Source organism: Streptomyces sp. NBC_00104, from assembly GCF_045160825.1.
GTDB lineage: Bacteria > Actinomycetota > Actinomycetes > Streptomycetales > Streptomycetaceae > Streptomyces.
In genome coordinates, this window is sequence record NZ_CP108215.1 from 1,993,245 (window position 1) to 2,013,255 (window position 20,011).

Genomic DNA, 20,011 nt, shown 5'->3' on the forward strand with positions numbered 1-20,011 from the left:
GCGTCAGCGTGTTCTGTTGAGCGTCTGGAGCGCGGCCTTCAGCAACTGGCCCACCTGGGGCGTGCCTTCGGTGGCCTCGGCCTGGGGTGCCACGGCCGAGACGGCCTCGTCGGCCTCGCGGGTCGCGTAGCCGAGGCCGATCAGGGCCGCGTGCAGTTGGTCGCGCCAGCCGGTGGTGATCGCGGTACCGATCACGGGTGCGCCGATCGGTTCGCCCAGGCGGTCCTTGAGTTCCAGGAGGAGCTTCTGGGCGCCCTTCTTGCCGATGCCGGGGACGGCGATGAGCGCTTTCTCGTCGCCGGTGGCCACCGCTCGGCGCAGTGCGTCGGGGCTGTGCACGGCGAGCATCGCCTGTGCCAGCCGGGGGCCCACGCCGCTCGCCGTCTGCAGCAGTTCGAAGACCTGGCGTTCGTCGTCGTCCACGAAGCCGTACAAGGTCAGCGAGTCCTCCCGGACGACAAGGGAGGTGGCGAGCTTGGCCGGGCGGCCCATGCGGAGCCCGGACAGGGTGTTGGGCGTGCACTGGACGGCGATGCCGATCCCTCCCACCTCGACCACCGCGGAGTCCGGGGCGAGGGCGGCGACCGGGCCACTGACGAAGGCGATCATGCGGGGCGGCCTTTCGATGCGATCGACGCTCTGTCGGCGATCGGTGCTTTGGTTGCGTGCAGGGCGACGGCCTGCTGGAGCCGGTTCTGGGCGGGGGCCCGCCAGATGTGGCAGATGGCGAGTGCGAGGGCGTCGGCGGCGTCGGCGGGTTTCGGGGGAGCGTCGAGCCGCAGCAGGCGGGTGACCATGGCTCCGACCTGGGCCTTGTCGGCGCGTCCGTTGCCGGTGACGGCGGCCTTGACCTCACTCGGGGTGTGCAGGGCGACGGGGAGGCCGCGCCGGGCGGCGCAGAGCATGGCCACCGCGCTGGCCTGGGCCGTGCCCATCACCGTACGGACGTTGTGCTGACTGAACACGCGCTCCACCGCGACACATTCGGGCTGGTGCTCGTCCAGCCACTGTTCGATGCCCTGCTCGATGGCGACGAGGCGGTCGCCCAGCTCCGCGTCCACGGGCGTACGGACGACTCCTACGCCACGCAGGGTCAACGGTCGCCCCGCGACACCCTCGACCACACCGACGCCGCAGCGGGTCAGCCCGGGATCCACACCGAGTACACGCACCTTGGTCCGTTGCCTCCTCATTCCTGTCCATCCTGCCCGGTCAGGCTATCCGGCGGCACCGACAACGTCCGCAGGCCGGGTCGGGATGCGGCTGAGGCACGGGCGGCAGGACCGTCACCAGGACCACGCAAGCTCCACAGGATATGCAAAGCAAGAGCAAAGGATCTTCACCCGAGCATCCCGATACTCCAGACATGTCGTCAGAAACCGCTGCCGCTGCGGCCTTTATTGATTGCCTCGAACACTTGATCACTTATATGTTCCGGCACGACGCGGACGGCAGACCACCGTCCGCTTTCCAGCGAAGTGATGTTCGCATCAATCGCATCGCACAAGAATCGGGGAATCCATGCGTTCCATAGCGAAGATCGGCGTGACCGCCACCGCCCTGCTGGCGACGGGCCTGGCGCTCGCGACCCCCGCCCAGGCGGCGGCCGACGCCAAGCACACCGGTCGCAGCGGCTGCTTCAACTGGTCGTGGGCCGACGGTGTTTCGACCACCACCGTCTACTACCACAACATCTGCGACAAGAAGGCGACCATCAACATCTGGTGGAAGGACGGCAAGGTCGAGTACATGAAGGCCGACACCGTCGCCGCCGACGGCAAGGGTCACCTCAAGCACACCGGTGACGTGAAGAGCATCGACGGCTGATCGAACGCCGGAACATGACGAATGGCCCGCCGAAGTTCGCTTCGGCGGGCCATTCGTGCGTCGCGGCTGCCGACGATCAGGCGTCGACCTTGGCCATGACGTCGTCGCTCACGTCGAAGTTGGCGAAGACGTTCTGGACGTCGTCGCTGTCCTCCAGGGCGTCGATCAGCTTGAAGATCTTCCGGGCGCCCTCCTCGTCCAGCTCGACCTGCATGGTCGGGACGAAGTTGGCCTCGGCGGAGTCGTAGTCGATGCCGGCCTCCTGGAGGGAGGTGCGGACCGCGACCAGGTCGGTGGCCTCGCTGAGCACCTCGAAGGACTCGCCCAGGTCGTTGACCTCCTCGGCACCCGCGTCGAGCACGACCTCCAGGACGTCGTCCTCGGACAGCTCGCCCTTGGGGACGATCACGACGCCCTTGCGGTGGAAGAGGTACGAGACGGAACCGGGGTCGGCCATCGAGCCGCCGTTGCGGGTCATGGCGACACGGACGTCGGAGGCGGCACGGTTGCGGTTGTCGGTGAGGCACTCGATGAGCACCGCGACACCGTTCGGGCCGTAGCCCTCGTACATGATCGTCTCGTAGTCGGCGCCACCGGCCTCGAGACCGCCGCCGCGCTTGACCGCGGAGTCGATGTTCTTGTTCGGGACCGACTGCTTCTTCGCCTTCTGGATGGCGTCGTACAGAGTCGGGTTGCCCTCGATGTCCACGCCGCCCATGCGCGCCGCGACCTCGATGTTCTTGATCAGCTTCGCGAAGAGCTTGCCGCGCTTGGCGTCGATCACGGCCTTCTTGTGCTTCGTCGTAGCCCATTTAGAGTGGCCGGACATCTGCCTGTCTCCTTCGCGTAACCCATCTCTGCAACGAACCCCAGAGATCCTACAAGGACTCCGCCACCCGGTTCGCGCGCACCATCTCGACGAACAGCGCGTGCAGCCGGTGGTCGCCGGTCAGCTCCGGATGGAACGACGTGGCAAGGGCGTTGCCCTGGCGTACGGCGACGATGTGGCCCTTGTGCTCGGCCAGCACCTCCGTCTCGGCGCCCACGGACTCGACCCAGGGGGCGCGGATGAAGACGCCCTCCACAGGATCGCCCTCGACACCCTTCACGTCGACCGCCGCTTCGAACGACTCGTTCTGACGCCCGAAGGCGTTACGGCGCACGATCATGTCGATACCGCCGATGGTCTCCTGGCCCGAGCGCGGGTCGAGGATCTTGTCGGCGAGCATGATCAGGCCGGCGCAGGTGCCGTACACGGGCATGCCGTCCCGCACGCGCGCGCGGAGGGGTTCCATCACGCCGAAGAGGACGGCGAGCTTGGAGATGGTGGTGGACTCGCCGCCGGGGATGACGAGGCCGTCCACCTCGGCGAGTTCCTCGGGGCGCCGCACCGCCCTGGCCACGGCATCGGCCGCGGCCAGGGCGACGAGGTGCTCCCGTACGTCGCCCTGGAGAGCCAGGACGCCTACGACGGGGGTGTCGCTCATGGGTGCTTACCAGCCCCGGTTCGCGTAGCGCTCGGCCTCGGGGAGGGTGTCGCAGTTGATGCCGACCATGGCTTCGCCCAGGTTGCGGGAGGCGTCCGCGATGATCTTCGGGTCGTCGTAGAAGGTGGTGGCCTTCACGATGGCGGCGGCGCGCTTGGCCGGGTCGCCGGACTTGAAGATGCCGGAGCCGACGAAGACGCCCTCGGCGCCGAGCTGGCGCATCAGCGCGGCGTCGGCGGGGGTGGCCACACCGCCGGCGGAGAACAGGACGACCGGGAGCTTGCCGAGCTCGGCGACCTCCTTGACGATCTCGTACGGGGCGCGGAGCTCCTTGGCGGCGGCGTAGAGCTCGTTGTTGTCGAAGCCGCGCAGCTTGGCGATCTCGTTCTTGATCTGGCGCAGGTGGCGGACGGCCTCGACGACGTTGCCGGTGCCGGCCTCGCCCTTCGAGCGGATCATGGCCGCGCCCTCGGCGATGCGGCGCAGGGCCTCACCGAGGTTGGTGGCGCCGCAGACGAACGGGGTCGTGAAGGCCCACTTGTCGGAGTGGTTGACCTCGTCGGCCGGGGTGAGGACCTCGGACTCGTCGATGTAGTCGACACCGAGGGACTGCAGGACCTGGGCCTCGACGAAGTGGCCTATGCGGGACTTGGCCATGACCGGGATGGAGACGGCCTCGATGATGCCCTCGATCATGTCCGGGTCGGACATCCGGGCCACGCCGCCGTCCTTGCGGATGTCGGCGGGGACCCGCTCCAGGGCCATGACCGCGACGGCGCCCGCGTCCTCGGCGATCTTCGCCTGCTCGGCGTTGACGACGTCCATGATCACACCGCCCTTGAGCTGCTCGGCCATGCCGCGCTTCACGCGGGCGGTGCCGGTCTCGGGGGTCTGGGCGGTGGGGTTGGAGAGCGTGCTCGACACGGGTTTGACCTCGCTCGGGGAAGAGGGTTTCTGCAATCACCGAGGAAACGTGAGGGGAGCAGGCCACTGCAAGGGCCAATGGGGAGGCGGTGGATCGTTTTCGCCCCCGCCTCCACCTTCCCGTCCCCTCCCATCCCAGGGGCTGCCGCCCCTTCCCCCGCCACGCGGGAGAGCTCGGGGTGTTCGTGGGCGGGTGCGGGTGCGGGTGCTCGCGCAGTTCCCCGCGCCCCTGGAAAGCAGGGGGGCTGCGCCCCTTGCTCCGCACGGGCGGCCAGGGGGGCGAGACACCCCCGGGGTCACGTGCCCGCTCGGTCCGCCACGGCGGCCGGCGGCTCGTCGTCCATCTCGAAGGCCAGCGGGAACGGGGCGTGGCCGGCGAGGCGGAACCAGCGGACCGTGCGGTGGCGGCGAAGGGCGCGGGCCGCGCGGACGGCGTCGTTGTGGAAGCGGCGGGCCATGGGGACCCGGCGGACGGCCTGGGCCAGCTCGTTGGCGGCGTCCTCACCTCCGGGGGCCGCGCGTACGACCTCCACCTGCTGCGCGTCCTCGAACACGGCCCGCAGCGCCTGGCTCAGCTCGCTCTCGGCGACCTCGCGTTGTTCCTCCTCGGCCTGCCGGGCCGCGTGCGCCGCCTCGTAGAGGACGATCGAGGCGGCCGGGTCCAGTACCCCGGAGGTGGCCAGTTCCTGGGCGACCGACGCGCGGCGCAGCAGCTGCGCGTCGAGCGCGGCACGGGCGGCGTCGATGCGTGCGTGCAGTCGGTCGAGGCGTCCCGCGGTCCAGCTCAGATAGAGGCCGATCGCGAAGAGGACGACCGCGATCCAGATGAGTGTCGAAGTCACGGGCGGCAAGGCTACCCGTGTCGGCCACGCCGACCCGCAGCGCCCGAACCCGAGCCTCCGGAGGGGAGTTTCCTCCCGAGAGCGGGTCGCGCCCTCGAGAACCCCGGCGGGCACGACGCCACGAGCCGAGGGCGCCGACCGCCACGGCACACAGGGCAACCCGCGGCGGCCACCGCCGGTCTCAGCGAACCGGTCCCTGCGGCCCCGGGTACGGGCCCCAGCCGTCCGTCAACTCCGAGCCGCTGCCCCACCAATCCGGGACCACAGCCCGCCACCCCAAGCCGCCGCCCGACCGCCCAGCGGTCCCGGTCAGGACACCGGTCCGGGGGCACGGCCCGATCGGCGGACACCGGTTCCCTGGCCACGGCCCGCCGATCCCGCAGCACCGCCCCGTGCGGCCCCGTCTCAGTCCCGGGCCAGCCCCAACCGTGCCCGCAGTCCGGCCCGTTCGTCCGCCGCCACCGAAGCCGCGCCCTCCGTGACCGTCTCGTAGACGCCGAGGATGTCGGCGCCGACGGTCGACCAGTCGAAGCGGCGGACGTGGGCGCTGCCGCGCTCGCGGAGTTCGGCGCGGCGGGCCGGGTCGCCGAGCAGGCGTACGGCGGCTGTCGCGAGGGCGTCCGCGTCCTCGTTGGCGAACAACTCGCCCGCGCCGCCCTGGTCGAGGACCTGGGCGAAGGCGTCGAGGTCGGAGGCGAGGACGGGGGCTCCGGCGGACATGGCCTCGACGAGGATGATGCCGAAGCTCTCGCCGCCGGTGTTGGGTGCGACGTAGACGTCGACGCTGCGCAGGAAGCGGGCCTTGTCCTCGTCGCTGACCATCCCGAGGAACTCGACGCGGGAGCGCAGCTCCTGGGGCAGCGTCTCGACCGCCTCCTTCTCGTCCCCGCGCCCGGCGACCAGCAGCCGGGTCCGGGGGCGCTCGGCGAGGATCTTCGGGAGGGCCTTCATCAGCACCGGCAGCCCCTTGCGGGGTTCGTCGATGCGACCGACGAAGCCGAGCGTGTCGCCCTGCCAGTCGGGGTTGGGCTTGGCGCGGGCGAAGAAGTCGACGTCGACGCCGTTCGGGATGACGACCGCGTCGCCGCCCAGGTGTTCGACGAGGGTGCGGCGGGCGTACTCGCTCACCGCGATCCGCGCGCTGATCTTCTCCAGCGCGGGCTGGAGGATCGGGTACGCCGCGATCATCGCCCGGGAGCGCGGGTTGGAGGTGTGGAAGGTGGCGACGATCGGGCCCTGCGCGGCCCAGCAGGCCAGCAGGCCGAGCGACGGTGAGGCCGGCTCATGGATGTGGATCACGTCGAACGTGCCGTCGTGCAGCCAGCGCCGCACCCGCGCCGCCGACAGGAACCCGAAGTTCAGGCGGGCCACCGAGCCGTTGTAGGGCACCGGGACCGCGCGGCCCGCCGAGACGACGTACGGCGGCAGCGGGGTGTCGTCGTCGGCGGGGGCGAGCACCGACACCTCGTGGCCGAGGCGGATGAGGTGGTCGGCCAGGTCGCGGATGTGGAACTGGACTCCCCCGGGCACGTCCCAGGAGTACGGGCAGACGATCCCGATCTTCACGGGCGTCCCTTCTCGGAACCCGGCTTCGTGGCCGTCTCGGAACCCGGCTCCGTGGCCGTCCCGAAACCCGGCTCCGTGGCCGTCTCGGAACCGCTGTCCGAACCCGTCCGGGAAGTCGCGGGGCCGTCGGGACTCTTCGCGGGGTCCAGGTCGGCGAGCCACAAGCGCTGGAGCATGTGCCAGTCCTCCGGGTGGTCGGCGATGCCGGTGGCGAAGGCATCTGCCAGCGCCTGTGTCATGACAGACGTCTTCTCGGCGCGGGTACCTGCCTCGGGTACCTCGATCGGGGGATGCAGACGTCCCCGCATGACGGGCGAGTCGTCGTACCAGAGCGTCACCGGCAGCAGCAGCGCGCCGGTCTGCTGGGCGAGGAGGGCCGGTCCGGCGGGCATGCGGGTCGGCTCGCCGAAGAAGTCGACCTCGACGCCGGACGCGGACAGGTCACGGTCGGCGACCAGGCAGACCAGGCCGCCGTCGCGCAGCCGCCGCGCGAGCGTGCCGAAGGCGGAGCCGCCGCTGTGCGGCAGGACCTCCATGCCGAGGCCCTCGCGGTAGGCGACGAAGCGGTCGTAGAGTGTCTCGGGCTTGAGGCGTTCGGCGACCGTCGTGAACGGGGTCTTGAGCTCGGTGGTGACCCAGGCGCCGGCGAGGTCCCAGTTGGCGAGGTGCGGCAGCGCGAGGACGACGCCCCGGCCCGAGGCGAGACCGTCGGTGAGGTGGTGCAGGTCCTTGGCGGCGAAGCCGGTCCTGATGCGCTCCTCGCTCCAGGACGGGAGGCGGAAGGACTCCATCCAGTAGCGCAGGTAGGACCGCATGCCCGCGCGGGACAGCTCGGCGAGGCGCTCGGGGCCCGCGTCCGGGACCACGCGCGCGTAGTTGGCCTCCAGGCGGCGTACGAGGGGGCCGCGTCTCTTCCAGGTGGCGTCGGCGATCGCCCGGCCGAGGCGCACCGCGACGGGTTCGGGAAGCTTCTTGACCGTGCCCCAGCCGAGGCCGTACAGCCCGTCGGTCAGACGCTCCCGCAGAGCGCTCACGGGGTCGCCTCGCTGTTGCGGGACGTGTCCGGCGTCTCCTGCGCGGTCGCGGCGGCCGCCTCCGCCTCGGCGGACTCGCGGCGGACGGTGACGACACGCTGGATCAGCGTGACGAGGCTGCCGACAGCGACGATCCACAGGGCGATGGGCAGCAGGACGTCGATGCCGGGCACGCCGAACGCGTGCAGGCCCGAGAGGCCGGCCGCGACCAGCGAGATCACCAGGCGTTCGGCGCGCTCCACCAGGCCGTTGACCGCCACCGGCAGCCCGATCGACTCGCCGCGCGCCTTGGTGTACGACACCACCTGGCCGCTCGCCAGGCAGAAGATCGAGACGGCGCACAGGGCGATGTCGTCGCCGTTGCCCGCGTACCAGAGGGCGAAGCCGCCGAAGATCGCGCCGTCGGCGACACGGTCGAGCGTGGAGTCGAGGAAGGCGCCCCAGCGGCTGGAGCGGCCCATCTGGCGGGCCATGTTGCCGTCGACGAGGTCCGAGAACACGAACAGTGTGATGACGATCGTGCCCCAGAAGAACTCGCCCCGGGGGTAGAAGACCAGCGCGCCCGCGATCACTCCGGCGGTGCCGAGGAGCGTGACCGTGTCGGGGCTGACACCCCTGCGGATCAGAAACGCGGCGAACGGTGTGAGGACACGCGTGAAGAATGCACGCGCGTACTTGTTCAGCATGGCCTTCCCGAGGGTCGGTGTCGCCGCGTGGCCCCTGCTGGCCATCCGGCTGGCCCATCGTAGCCACGCGCGCGCGTGTGCGACCGTCGGGCACCAGCCCACCGTGTCCTGTCCTGATCGCACCGGTGTCACCGGGCGATCACGGAACGTCCCCACCGGGGCCCACCTGGGCCGCGAGAGCGATCGCGTCCTTCGTATGGACGCACAGTGACGCGAGTGCAAAGCTCGAAGGCACCGCGGGCGTCATCGGAGCCGCCACCGCACGCGGATCCGTATGTCCGCGCCCACAGTGACCTCACCGTGCACGGGAGGCAGGATCATGGGCGACAAGGCGAACGCACACCCCGGAGCCGCCGGCAGGGCTACGGCGGCCGACCACCCCGCGTCCGTACGGAATGTGGTGCTGGTCGGCCACTCCGGTTCGGGCAAGACGACTCTGGTGGAGGCTCTCGCGCTGACGGCGGGAGCGGTGAACCGGGCGGGCCGTGTGGAGGACGGCGGCACCGTCTCCGACTACGACGAGATCGAACACCGGCAGCAACGCTCGGTGCAGCTCTCGCTCGTCCCCGTCGAATGGGGCGGGTACAAGATCAATCTGTTGGACACCCCCGGATACGCCGACTTCGTCGGGGAACTCAGGGCCGGTCTGCGAGCGGCGGACGCGGCCCTTTTCGTCGTCTCGGCGTCGGACGGCGTCGACGGCTCGACCCGCATGGTGTGGGAGGAGTGCGCGGCGGTCGGCATGCCGCGGGCGATCGTGATCACACACCTGGAGGCCGCCCGGGCGGACTTCGAGGAGATGACCAAGGTCTGTGCGGAGACGTTCGGCGGGGACGACCCCGACGCCGTACTGCCGCTCTACCTCCCGCTGCACGGCCCGCAGGGTCCGGACGGGCACGCGCCCGTGACCGGACTGACCGGGCTGCTGTCGCAGAAGCTCTTCGACTACTCCTCCGGCGAACGCAAGGAGTCCGAGCCGAGCCCCGAGCAACTGCCGGCGATCGAGGAGGCCCGCAACCGGCTCATCGAGGGGATCATCGCCGAGAGCGAGGACGAGACCCTCATGGACCGCTATCTCGGCGGCGAGCGGATCGACGTCACGACCCTCGTCGAGGACCTGGAACGGGCCGTCGCCCGCGGGGTCTTCCACCCCGTGCTGGCCGCGGCCCCCGCGGCCGACGGCGCCAAGCAGGGGCTCGGCACGGTCGAGCTGCTCGAACTGGTCACCGGCGGCTTCCCCACCCCCCTGGAGCGCGCGACCCCCACGGTCACCACCCCCGAAGGCCGCCCCCGCGAGATCAAGGCGACCTGCGACCCGGACGGACCGCTGGTCGCCGAGGTCGTGAAGACCGCCAGCGACCCCTACGTGGGCCGCATCTCGCTGGTACGGGTCTTCTCCGGGACCCTGCACCCCGACGAGACGGTGCATGTCTCCGGGCACGGGCTCGCCGACCGGGGGCACGAGGACCACGACGTCGACGAGCGGATCGGCGCCCTGTCCACACCGTTCGGAAAACAGCAGCGGACGCTCACCCACTGCATCGCGGGCGACCTGGCGTGTGTGGCGAAGCTGAACCGCGCGGAGACCGGGGACACCCTTTCGGCCAAGGACGACCCGCTGCTCATGGAGCCGTGGGAGATGCCGGACCCGCTGCTGCCGCTCGCCATCCAGGCGCACAGCAAGGCCGACGAGGACAAGCTCTCCCAGGGGCTCGCCCGGCTCGTCGCCGAGGACCCGACCATGCGGCTCGAACAGAACCAGGACACCCACCAGGTGGTCCTCTGGTGCCTGGGCGAGGCGCACGCCGACGTGGCGCTGGAGCGGCTGCGCAACCGCTACGGCGTCCAGGTCGACGTCGTACCGCACCGGGTCTCCCTGCGGGAGACGTTCGCCGACAAGTCGGCCGGGCGCGGGCGCCATGTGAAGCAGTCCGGTGGGCACGGGCAGTACGCGATCTGCGAGATCGAGGTGGAGCCGCTGCCCGGCGGCTCGGGCATCGAGTTCGTCGACAAGGTCGTCGGCGGTGCCGTGCCGAGGCAGTTCATCCCGTCCGTCGAGAAGGGTGTGCGGGCACAGGCCGCCAAGGGCATCGCGGCCGGGTATCCGCTCATCGACGTACGGATCACGCTGCGGGACGGCAAGGCGCACTCGGTGGACTCCTCGGACGCCGCGTTCCAGACGGCGGGCGCGCTGGCGCTGCGCGAGGCCGCGGCCGACGCGAAGATCCACCTCCTGGAGCCGGTGGCCGAGGTGTCGGTCCTGGTCGGCGACGCGTACGTGGGCCCCGTGATGAGCGATCTGTCCGGGCGGCGCGGCCGGGTCGTCGGCACGGAGCAGGCGGGCGGCGGACGCACCCTCGTCCGGGCCGAGGTACCGGAGATCGAGATCGACCGCTACGCCGTCGATCTGCGTTCCCTGTCCCACGGCACCGCGCGCTTCGGCCGCCGGTACACGCGCCACGAGCCGATGCCCTCCCACGTGGCCGAGAAGGTCCGCGCACAGACGAAGGAGAACTGACGAAGGGGAGCTGACGAAGGAGAGCTGAAGGGGACCGGCGATTCGGGACCGGCAGAAAGGCCCTGGCGGTCCGTCGGCGGGCGGCTCCGGCCGTCCGCCGCAGACTGCGGGGCGGGACAAGGCCGGTTCACGGCAGGTGGGTTCCGTGAATGTCCGTTCTTCGCACCACACGATGTCCGTGGCTGCCGATACGCTGATCACCTGATCTACAAGTGTGGCTCGATCAGGCCCAGATCGGGTTATGACCTGATCAACAGGTGTGCGGAGCACGGAAGTCGGGAAGAGCCGCAGGAGCGAGTGTGCGGCGATGGGGGCGGCGGCGGTGGCGGACAATTTCGATTTCACTCCCGGGGCACAGGTGCCGCTGATGGGCACCGCGGGCCAGACCGCGGCGACGTACGCCCTGGCGTCGGCGGCCTACCGGGACAACGAGATCGCGGAGATCCTCAAGGCCAACAACGATTGGCACAAGTCCACGGTCAAACCGGGCCGCAAGTGGGCGACCATCTTCCGGCCCAACCTCGGGGAGGCGTTCTCCCTCGCGGTGCGGGACCGGATGGTCGGCGCGGGCCGCAAACCGCTCATCCAGTCCTTCGGCATGGAGCCGCAGGTCGTCGTCGAGCACTGCCTCGCGGCGAACAACATCCGCAGGGAGCGCGACAACTGGCTCTCGGCGGTCATGGTCCTGTGCGGCCTGCTCTTCCTGCCCGGCCTGCTCGTGTGGCTGCTGGTCTTCCAGATCCGCACGACGGTCGCCAAGCGTGACAAGCGGGCCGGCGCACTCGGCACCACGCTGCTGGTCGCCGTGGGCGCCCTCGCCGTGATCTTCCTGCTCAAGATGCCGTTCGACGGCATCTGGGCCTGGTACGCGCGTGCGTGCGTCGTGCTGCCCGTGGTCGGCTGGTTCTGGGCCAAGCAGATCTGCGAGCGCGCCGCCACGGACCTGCGGGACCGCTGGTCCGGCCTGCTGGCCGGCGGTGGCGTCGGCGCCAAGATCCCCGAGGCCGTACCCGGCAGCCCCAACGAGACCAAGGCCGAGCAGCTGCGCAAGGAGCTCGCCCGGCTCAGCGCCGAACAGCGCTCCAACCTCGTCTTCTACGCCGGCCCCAAGGGCATCCTCGGCATGGGCACCCGCTGGGGCGCCTGGCAGCTCGCCGAGGACCTCGTGCCGGCCGACTCCGGCAAGGAGATCCACCCGTTCCGCAGCTGGGACGTCATACGCGCCATCCACGACCAGCTGCGCATGCTGGAGCGCACCCCCCTCAACACCGGTGGTTTCACGGCGCCTTCGATCAAGCACTGGATCGTCAGCCCCATCGGCGAGGGCGCCGGCGCCGTGGCCCGGCCCGACAGCACCGACGTGGACGCCTACCAGTACAAGAACCACGCCATACAGGAGATCTGCAACAAGCAGCACTTCGGCAGCGGCAACCGGCACTACCTGGGCGTCCAGTGGACGCTCTGGGACGGCCAGTTGATCATCACCATGCTGGTCACGGTCACCGTGCTGCACCACACGCTCCGCATCGAGGTGACCGGGCACGCCCTGGGCCCGGTGCACGGACTGTTCACCACCGGCCCGGCGGCCAAGGAGAAGGAAGTCCAGAAGTCGCTGAGGTTCTGGGAGACCCGCAAGGTGAAGCTCCCCCTCGTCGACGCCGACGAGGTCGTACGGCTCGCCGCGCGCGCCCCGCTGACCTGGTACCCGCCACTGCTCAACTGGCTCGGCGGGTCCATGGGCCTGCCCGAGCCGTTCGGTCTGCGGCACGCCTGGGCCGACCAGCCGTGGCGGCACCGCTTCATGGCCGACGACGCGCTGCGCGCCGCCACGCCGGTGCTCCGCGTGGTCCACAACGCCGCCATCAAGGTCCTGAAGGAGAACGGCGTGGACACCGAGAAGTTCGGCTCGCGGGCCGGGTTCCTCAGCGGGGCGGTGCAGGACCCTACGCCGCGGAAGGCCGACCTCTACGACGCGTGAGCGCTGCGCTCGCTTGGGGGACGAGGGGGTGTGGAGCCGGGGTTCGTTGGCGGGTGCGGGTGAGTTGGGGGCTGGTCGCGCAGTTCCCCGCGCCCCTGAAAAGCAGGGGCCGCGGGCCTGGGCCTTCTCACACCCCCGGCCAGGCCTCCGCGAGCATCTTCCTCGTGTCGGCCAGCAGTTGAGGCAGGATCCGTGTGTGGCCCACCACCGGCATGAAGTTGGTGTCGCCGCCCCAGCGGGGCACGATGTGCTGGTGGAGGTGGGCTGCGATACCGGCTCCCGCGACCGTGCCCTGGTTCATGCCGATGTTGAAGCCGTGGGCCCCGGAGGCGGTGCGGAGGGCGGTCATGGACTGCTTGGTCAGCTCGGCCAGCTCGGCGGTCTCCGGCACGGTGAGATCCGTGTAGTCGGCGACGTGCCGGTACGGCACGACCATGAGGTGGCCGCCGTTGTACGGGTAGAGGTTGAGCACCGCGTACACGTGCTCCCCGCGCCTGATCACCAGGCCGTCCTCATCCGATTTCGCCGGAATCGAGCAGAACGGACAGCCGTCGCCGGCCCCGGGGCCGGTCGGCTTGTTCTCGCCCTGGATGTACGCCATCCGATGAGGCGTCCACAGGCGCTGGAACGCGTCCTGCGTCCCCACTCCGATCTGCTGCTCCGGCTCACTCGTCATGCCATGCAGCATATTGCTTCGCCCGTTCACGGCGTGTCGCCGGGTGCCGGGGCGGCACGGGCGGGGCCGGGCCGGGCCGAGGCGATGGACCACGACAGCCGCGCGCTCCGCCGGGAGCGGCGTACCGGGCACGTCCTCGCCGGGGCGTCGGCCCTCTTCCTCGCCTCCCGCACGGTACGGGTACCGGCGCACGGCCTCCCCCCAGGGCCGACTCGACCTCTGTCTCGCGGTGACCCTGCTGACCTGGGCGGTCTTCGGGCTCGGCTATGCGGTGCACCGACGGCTGAGCGGCTCGGCCCGAGGTGCGCCCGCCTCCACCGGCTTGACACCCTCGTGCTCGTACTGCCACTGCTGCGGCCACCGCGCATCGCGCGGATCCACGACGCCGTGCGGCAGCATCACCACGACCGGCCCCGGCTCTCCCCGCACGCGCGCGTGGCCGTCTACGCGGGCCTGTCCGCGCCCCTGCTCGGCTTCACCGGCGCCCTCGCCGTCCAGCAACGGGAACACGCGGCACCCGACGCGACGATCCTGACCTTCGGGGACGCCGTGTGGTGGGCGTACGCCACGCTCGCGACGGTGGGGTGCGGGGACGTCACGCCCGTGACCCCGGTGAGGCGGTTGGTCGCCGTGGGCCTGATGGCCTGCGGTATCGCCTGCTCGGGGCCGTGACGGGGTCGTTCTCGTCGTGGCTGCTGCGGGTGTTCGCGCGGGAGGACGAGCGGAGGCCCCCGGGGAGCTGCTGAACCCCGGGGGCCTCGGAGCACGCAGTCACGTACTCGGGTCTTGCCCCACGCCTCACATCTGGACGCGGTCCTCAGATCTGGACGCGGTCCTCCACGACCTTCGCGATCTTCGCGATGGCCTCCTCGACGGGGATGCCGTTCTCCTGGGAGCCGTCGCGGTAGCGGAAGGAGACGGCGCCGGCCGCCATGTCCTCGTCGCCCGCGATGACCATGAAGGGCACCTTGGCCTTCTGGGCGTTGCGGATCTTCTTCTGCATACGGTCGGAGGAGGCGTCGACGTCGACGCGCAGGCCCTTCTTCTTCGCCTCGGCGGCGAACTTCTGCAGATACTCCACGTGCGCGTCGCCGATCGGGATGCCGACCGCCTGGACGGGCGCCAGCCAGGCCGGGAACGCGCCCGCGTAGTGCTCCAGGAGCACCGCGAAGAAACGCTCGATCGAGCCGAAGAGCGCGCGGTGGATCATGACCGGGCGCTGCTTGGAGCCGTCCGGGCCGGTGTACTCCAGGTCGAAGCGCTCGGGCAGGTTGAAGTCGAGCTGGACCGTGGACATCTGCCAGGTACGGCCGATCGCGTCCTTCGCCTGGACGGAGATCTTCGGACCGTAGAACGCGGCGCCGCCCGGGTCCGGGACCAGCGGGAGGCCCTGCTTCTCGGCGACCTGGCGGAGTGTCTCGGTGGCCTCCTCCCAGGCCTCGTCCGAGCCGACGAACTTCTCCGGGTCCTTGGTGGACAGCTCCAGGTAGAAGTCCGTGAGGCCGTAGTCGCGCAACAGGTTCAGGACGAAGGTGAGCGTCTTGTCGAGTTCGTCGGCCATCTGCTCACGGGTGCAGTAGATGTGCGCGTCGTCCTGGGTGAAGCCGCGGGCACGGGTCAGGCCGTGCACGACGCCGGACTTCTCGTACCGGTACACGGTCCCGAACTCGAAGAGGCGCAGCGGCAGTTCACGGTAGGAGCGGCCGCGCGCGTCGAAGATCAGGTTGTGCATCGGGCAGTTCATGGGCTTGAGGTAGTAGTCCACGCCCTCGTCGAGCTGCATGGGCGGGTACATGCCGTCGGCGTACCAGTCCAGGTGGCCCGAGACCTCGAAGAGCTTCCCCTTCGTGGCATGCGGGGTGTAGACGAACTCGTAGCCCTCCTCCTCGTGGCGACGGCGCGAGTAGTCCTCCATCACCCGGCGGATGATGCCGCCCCTGGGGTGGAAGACGGCGAGGCCCGAGCCGATCTCGTCCGGGATGGAGAACAGGTCGAGTTCGTTGCCCAGCTTGCGGTGGTCGCGCTTCTCTGCCTCGGCGAGGAAGTCGAGGTGCGCCTTCAGCTCCTCCTTGGAGGGCCAGGCGGTGCCGTAGATGCGCTGGAGCATCGGGTTCTTCTCGCTGCCACGCCAGTAAGCGGCGGCGTTGCGCATCAGCTTGAACGCCGGGATGTTGCGGGTGGTGGGCAGGTGGGGACCGCGGCAGAGGTCCTTCCAGCACAGGTCACCGGTCTTGGCGTCCAGGTTGTCGTAGATCGTCAGTTCGCCGGCGCCGACCTCGACGTCCGCGCCGTCGTCGGAGGAGGCCGAGCCCTTGAGGCCGATCAGCTCAAGCTTGTACGGCTCGTTCGCCAGCTCCTCGCGGGCGGCCTCGTCGGTGACGACGCGGCGTGAGAAGCGCTGCCCGCGCTTCTGGATCTCCTGCATCTTCTTCTCGACGGCCTTGAGATCCTCGGGCGTGAACGGCTTCTCGACGTCGAAGTCGTAGTAGAAACCGTCCCGGACCGGCGGGCCGATGCCCAGCTTCGCCTCGGGGAACAGCTCCTGTACGGCCTGGGCCATGACGTGCGCGGTGGAGTGGCGCAGGATGTTGAGGCCGTCCTCGGAGGAGATCTCCACGGCCTCGACGGTCTCGCCGTCCTGTACCTCGTACGCGAGGTCCTTCAGCTCACCGGCCACACGGGCGGCGACGACGGTGCGCTCGCCGGCGAAGAGGTCGGCGGCCGTAGTGCCCGTCGTCACCACGCGCTCGTCCCGCTCGGAATCGCGTTGGATGATCACACGGACGTCGGACACCGGTTTCTCCTACCTGAAGGGGCGGCCCGGTCGGTCTGCTGCTGCCTGGGCCATTGGGAAGGATCGTACCGAGCCCGGGGTGCTCCTCGCGAAACAGATACCTCTAGTCCCCTCCGCAGGCCTCCTCGAAGAAGGCCGTGATCTCCGCGGTCTCCTGGAGCGACTTCATCAGCCGGTCCCGCTCCGCCTCGTCGACCTGCACGGGTGCGATCCCGTCGGCGTCGGTGAGCCGCCGGAACCCGCCCCGGCTCTCCAGCCTCCCGTGCACCCGGACCGGCAGTCCGACGAGATGGGCCTGTCCCGCGATCCGGTACGACTCCTCGTCCAGGGTCATGCGGACGTGCGGGACCTCGGCGCCGGCGATGACCCGCAGCCGTACCGTGCCCTCGCCGCGCGCCGCCGACCGGCGCATCCGCACCACGGCCCCGGTGATCCGCACCGGCATCGACGGCTCCTCGCGCAGATAGCGGGCCCCGGCCTCGCGCAGCACCGGCAGGTCGCCCGGTGAGAACTCGACGGGCTCGGCCGGTGTCGCACCGCCCTCGGGGACCCCGGCGGCGGGCGCCCAGTCGACGGCGACGCGGGCGCCCTCGGTGCCGCGGACGAGGGCGACGAGGGCCTCGGTGAGTTCGTGGCTGACCCCGGCCTCGACGGCGCCGTCGAAGGCGTCCATGCCACCGGTGGCGCGCCGGTAGTCGATGGCCTCGCGGACCGCGTACAGGGCCTGATGGAGGCGTAGGGCGAGGGGGCGGCCGGTGGCCACGGGGACGAAGGCGGTCAGGCGGCGGCCGCCGGGGACGGCGCCGACGAGGACGCCGTCCAGTGAGGCGGCCGCGGGCAGGCGGTGCCGGGCGCCGTAGTACCCGGCACGCGCGCGGGTGGCCAGCGCGGCCGCGAGGAGCATCTGGCGCGCGGCCGAGCGCAGTTGGTCCTCGACGACCCAGGAGGCGGTGCCCAGCGGGCCGGTCGGCACGTCCCGCCACCAGTGGATCTCGTCGCTGGGCACGGCGAGGGCGACCAGCACGTCCCGCGCGGCGGGCGAACCGCTCCGGGACAGGGCCGTGAGGGCTTCGCCGAGCAGGTCGTCGCTGTCGGGGAAGGCCCGGTTCTCCGGCACCAGCAGGCTCATGCCCCGCCCGGCCGGTCCCGGTGGGGTCCAGCGGCCGTACCGTCCGGCGGCCCCACCACGCCGCTGCCAGCCGTGCCGGAGCAGCAGGGTGCCCAGAACGGCGGGGTCGACCTGGGCGGGGTCGGGGGGCCGGGTCCAGGTGGGCTCGACGGGGTGGGGCCGCACGGCACGGACGGGTTCACCGATGGGACGGCGTACGGGCGTCCTCTCGTCGTAGGGACGACCGGCCGGCCCGTCCTCGTCACGGGGACGACTCGTCGGCCTGTCCGCGGCGTAGGGACGTCGGCCGGACGTGTCCTCCCCGTGCGTGCGGCGGCCGGATGCGTCGTCGTAGGGCCGTCGGCCGGGTCCCCCTTCACCATGGGGGCGGCGGCCGGGGCCGTCGTCGTCGATGGGGCCGTGGGTCACGGTCTGCCTCCCGTTCCGACCCGCGTCATGATCTCGCAGAGCGCTCGGTCGTCGAAGATGCGCGAGGTCGGTATGCGCACGGTGGTGCGGCGCCTACCGGTGATCGGGTGTCCGGCGAGGTTGATCCAGTAGCAGCAGTGCCGCAGGTCGAGCCGGTCGTGGCCGGCCCGCAGCCACTGCTCCTGCGATCTGGGGACGATCATCACGACCAGGATCTTGTGCACCGAGACGGGGGTCCGGGCGAGCTTCGCCAGGTGCTCGTTGTCGAGGGTGAAGGAGAAGAACCGGCCCGCCGGGTTCGGTGCGAGCTGGTAGGTGGCCTTGAGCTGCACCTTGATGGTGACCTCGTCGTCGACGGTGTGTCCCGGCGAGCCGTGGCTGACGTGCCAGTCGATGCCGTTGTCCGGAAAGGGCTGGGACAGGGAGCAGCCGGCCGCTGCCGCGACCGCGTGCAGGTAGCCCACCTGCAGGGTCTCCATGCAGGCGGTGGTGGCGAGGGAGCCGCGGAGTGATGCCGCGTGCTCGGGCAGCAGCCCGCCCCGCTCGGGCTGCGCAATGGCCATGACCAACAGCCTTCCCCTACAGGTGTTTCCCCGTGCCGGGCCCCTGAACTGCACGGACCCGTACTTCTGTTGTCTCCTTCCGGCGTACGGCGCAAACAGCCCGGGTATCACCAAACAGGCAGAAGACGGGACGTCAGCTGCCGTGGGTGAACGAGGAGTTGTGTACGCATGACGTGTTGGTACGAGGGGCCCTTGGCGGCGTTCGACACGGAGACCACGGGTGTGGACGTCGAGACCGACCGGATCGTGTCGGCCGCCGTCGTCGTCCAGGACGCGCCCGGCACCCGCCCCCGGGTGACCCGGTGGCTGGTGAACCCGGGCGTGCCGGTGCCCGCCGCGGCGACGGCGGTGCACGGGTTGACGGACGAGCGACTGCAACGCGACGGCCGCTGGCCGGCGCCGGTGATGGAGGAGATAGCCAGGGCGCTGGCCGAGCAGGCGGTGCGCGGCCGTCCGCTGGTGGTCATGAACGCGCCGTTCGATCTGACCCTGCTGGACCGCGAGTTGCGACGGCATCGCGCCTCGTCGCTGGACCACTGGTTCGAGGCGACGCCGTTGCGCGTCCTCGATCCGCGGGTCCTGGACAAACATCTGGACCGCTACCGCAAGGGCCGGCGCACGCTCACGGATCTGTGCGCGCACTACGACGTCGTCCTGGACGGCGCGCACGACGCGGGGGCCGACGCACAGGCGGCGATGGACGTCGTGCGCGCGGTGGGGCGCCGTTTCGCGACCCGGCTCGAACGCCTCTCCCCCGCCGAACTGCACACCCTGCAGGCCGTGTGGCACGCGGCCCAGGCACGTGGTCTGCAGGCCTGGTTCGCCCGCAGCGGCACGGAGGAGGCGGTGGACCCGGCATGGCCCCTGCGTCCGGAGCTACCGGCGGCGGCATGAGAAAAGCCGGTCCGCTACTGCGGACCGGCCTTCACCCGGTGGGCGATACTGGGTTCGAACCAGTGACCTCTTCGGTGTGAACGAAGCGCTCTCCCACTGAGCTAATCGCCCGGGAACGGACTGAACAATACAGGTCCCGGCGGCTCTGGTTCAAACCGCTTGTCCATGAGCCGTGAGGTACGCGAGGAGTCCTCGTCGTCCTGCCCGCATCATCAGCGCGTGGTTGGCGCGGAACACGGGCCGCCCCGGTACGGCGAGCCGTCTGAGCAGGGGCTTGGTGACGTCGACTTCCTGGTCGTAGCGGGCGAGGGTGCCGGCCCCGTCGGCGGTGAGCGTCCAGCGGGCCCAGCCGTCCAGGTCGCCGGTCATCCCGATCTCCAGGATCCCGGCCGCCGTGTCGCGCCGTAGCTCGCGGGCGGTGAAGGCGAGGTCGTACGGCAGGAGCGAGCGGATCCGGACGGTGCCGGTGGTGTCATCGATCCGGATCACCTCGCGGACCTGGGGCCACCAGCGCGGGTAGTCGTCGGCCCGCTGGAGCTTGTCGTACACGGCGGCGGGCGGCGCGGGCAGGCTCCAGAGAGTGCGGAAGCGGTAGTGGCACCAGTCCATGGTCGGATTCTGCCCGCACAGGGGGCCTCCGCGCGGGATCTGAGTACGTCCTGAGTACCCGCACTCATGCCCTACG

At 70.7% G+C, this 20,011-nt stretch carries 18 protein-coding genes, 1 tRNA gene and 1 pseudogene; 5 read left to right on the top strand and 15 right to left on the bottom strand.

Going from position 1 to position 20,011, the window contains the following annotated elements:
- Positions 1–3 precede the first annotated feature (3 nt).
- Together ruvA and ruvC are read right to left on the bottom strand one after the other, a co-directional pair.
- A complete protein-coding gene (gene ruvA, locus OG272_RS08645; RefSeq protein WP_326584093.1) occupies positions 4–609 on the bottom strand; it encodes a Holliday junction branch migration protein RuvA in 606 nt (201 codons plus the stop codon).
- Positions 606–1,172 (bottom strand): crossover junction endodeoxyribonuclease RuvC, encoded by a 567-nt coding sequence (ruvC, locus tag OG272_RS08650; protein ID WP_326585905.1) that lies wholly within the window; start codon positions 1,170–1,172, stop codon positions 606–608. The genes ruvA and ruvC overlap by 4 nt, the downstream gene beginning before the upstream one ends.
- Before the next feature lie 349 nt (positions 1,173–1,521).
- Between ruvC and OG272_RS08655 the strand changes: the two genes are divergently transcribed.
- Positions 1,522–1,827, top strand: coding sequence for a hypothetical protein (locus OG272_RS08655; RefSeq protein ID WP_326584092.1), 306 nt, complete (start codon positions 1,522–1,524; stop codon positions 1,825–1,827).
- Between the two features lie 76 nt (positions 1,828–1,903).
- On the opposite strand, the gene OG272_RS08660 is transcribed toward OG272_RS08655, so the two are convergent.
- The 7 genes from OG272_RS08660 to pgsA form a co-directional block, all read right to left on the bottom strand.
- Positions 1,904–2,656: a YebC/PmpR family DNA-binding transcriptional regulator gene (locus OG272_RS08660; RefSeq protein WP_326584091.1), complete on the bottom strand. Its 753-nt coding sequence runs from the start codon at positions 2,654–2,656 to the stop codon at positions 1,904–1,906.
- Between the two features lie 49 nt (positions 2,657–2,705).
- Positions 2,706–3,314, bottom strand: a complete 609-nt coding sequence (gene pdxT / locus OG272_RS08665) for a pyridoxal 5'-phosphate synthase glutaminase subunit PdxT (RefSeq protein WP_326584090.1) — start codon at positions 3,312–3,314, stop codon at positions 2,706–2,708.
- A 6-nt stretch (positions 3,315–3,320) separates the two neighbouring features.
- Positions 3,321–4,238: a pyridoxal 5'-phosphate synthase lyase subunit PdxS gene (gene pdxS, locus OG272_RS08670; protein WP_152167511.1), complete on the bottom strand. Its 918-nt coding sequence runs from the start codon at positions 4,236–4,238 to the stop codon at positions 3,321–3,323.
- A gap of 296 nt (positions 4,239–4,534) precedes the next feature.
- Complete coding sequence (locus OG272_RS08675; RefSeq protein WP_326584089.1) at positions 4,535–5,080, bottom strand: hypothetical protein; 546 nt, start codon at positions 5,078–5,080, stop codon at positions 4,535–4,537.
- A 405-nt stretch (positions 5,081–5,485) separates the two neighbouring features.
- Positions 5,486–6,646 (bottom strand): glycosyltransferase family 4 protein, encoded by a 1,161-nt coding sequence (locus OG272_RS08680; protein ID WP_326584088.1) that lies wholly within the window; start codon positions 6,644–6,646, stop codon positions 5,486–5,488.
- Positions 6,643–7,680, bottom strand: coding sequence for a phosphatidylinositol mannoside acyltransferase (locus tag OG272_RS08685; protein ID WP_327730571.1), 1,038 nt, complete (start codon positions 7,678–7,680; stop codon positions 6,643–6,645). The genes OG272_RS08680 and OG272_RS08685 overlap by 4 nt, the downstream gene beginning before the upstream one ends.
- Positions 7,677–8,411: a phosphatidylinositol phosphate synthase gene (gene pgsA / locus OG272_RS08690; RefSeq protein ID WP_326584086.1), complete on the bottom strand. Its 735-nt coding sequence runs from the start codon at positions 8,409–8,411 to the stop codon at positions 7,677–7,679. The genes OG272_RS08685 and pgsA overlap by 4 nt, the downstream gene beginning before the upstream one ends.
- 274 nt (positions 8,412–8,685) lie before the next feature.
- Here pgsA and OG272_RS08695 point away from each other — a divergent pair, with 274 nt between their 5' ends.
- Both OG272_RS08695 and OG272_RS08700 read left to right on the top strand, forming a co-directional pair.
- Positions 8,686–10,884, top strand: a complete 2,199-nt coding sequence (locus OG272_RS08695) for an elongation factor G-like protein EF-G2 (protein WP_326584085.1) — start codon at positions 8,686–8,688, stop codon at positions 10,882–10,884.
- A gap of 307 nt (positions 10,885–11,191) precedes the next feature.
- On the top strand, positions 11,192–12,862 hold the full coding sequence (locus OG272_RS08700; RefSeq protein ID WP_326584084.1) for a hypothetical protein: 1,671 nt from the start codon (positions 11,192–11,194) through the stop codon (positions 12,860–12,862).
- Between the two features lie 127 nt (positions 12,863–12,989).
- Here OG272_RS08700 and OG272_RS08705 read toward each other — a convergent pair whose 3' ends face one another.
- Complete coding sequence (locus OG272_RS08705; RefSeq protein ID WP_326584083.1) at positions 12,990–13,550, bottom strand: HIT domain-containing protein; 561 nt, start codon at positions 13,548–13,550, stop codon at positions 12,990–12,992.
- A gap of 72 nt (positions 13,551–13,622) precedes the next feature.
- Here OG272_RS08705 and OG272_RS08710 point away from each other — a divergent pair.
- Positions 13,623–14,284: pseudogene (locus OG272_RS08710) on the top strand (potassium channel family protein).
- Positions 14,285–14,355: 71 nt separating this feature from the next.
- Here the strand turns inward: OG272_RS08710 and thrS are convergent.
- The 3 genes from thrS to OG272_RS08725 all read right to left on the bottom strand — a co-directional run bounded on the left by thrS (position 14,356) and on the right by OG272_RS08725 (position 18,432).
- Complete coding sequence (gene thrS, locus OG272_RS08715) at positions 14,356–16,332, bottom strand: threonine--tRNA ligase (RefSeq protein WP_327730568.1); 1,977 nt, start codon at positions 16,330–16,332, stop codon at positions 14,356–14,358.
- Positions 16,333–16,435: 103 nt separating this feature from the next.
- Positions 16,436–17,647 (bottom strand): hypothetical protein, encoded by a 1,212-nt coding sequence (locus OG272_RS08720; RefSeq protein WP_405895998.1) that lies wholly within the window; start codon positions 17,645–17,647, stop codon positions 16,436–16,438.
- A 218-nt stretch (positions 17,648–17,865) separates the two neighbouring features.
- A complete protein-coding gene (locus OG272_RS08725) occupies positions 17,866–18,432 on the bottom strand; it encodes a DUF4365 domain-containing protein (RefSeq protein ID WP_326584081.1) in 567 nt (188 codons plus the stop codon).
- Between the two features lie 168 nt (positions 18,433–18,600).
- Here OG272_RS08725 and OG272_RS08730 point away from each other — a divergent pair, with 168 nt between their 5' ends.
- Entirely contained in the window at positions 18,601–19,326 is a 726-nt protein-coding gene (locus tag OG272_RS08730) for a 3'-5' exonuclease (RefSeq protein ID WP_327730567.1), read from the top strand.
- Between the two features lie 39 nt (positions 19,327–19,365).
- Here OG272_RS08730 and OG272_RS08735 read toward each other — a convergent pair.
- A tRNA-Val gene (locus tag OG272_RS08735) sits at positions 19,366–19,437 on the bottom strand.
- A gap of 39 nt (positions 19,438–19,476) precedes the next feature.
- Positions 19,477–19,935, bottom strand: coding sequence for an SRPBCC family protein (locus tag OG272_RS08740; protein ID WP_326584079.1), 459 nt, complete (start codon positions 19,933–19,935; stop codon positions 19,477–19,479).
- Between the last annotated feature and the right edge of the window lie 76 nt (positions 19,936–20,011).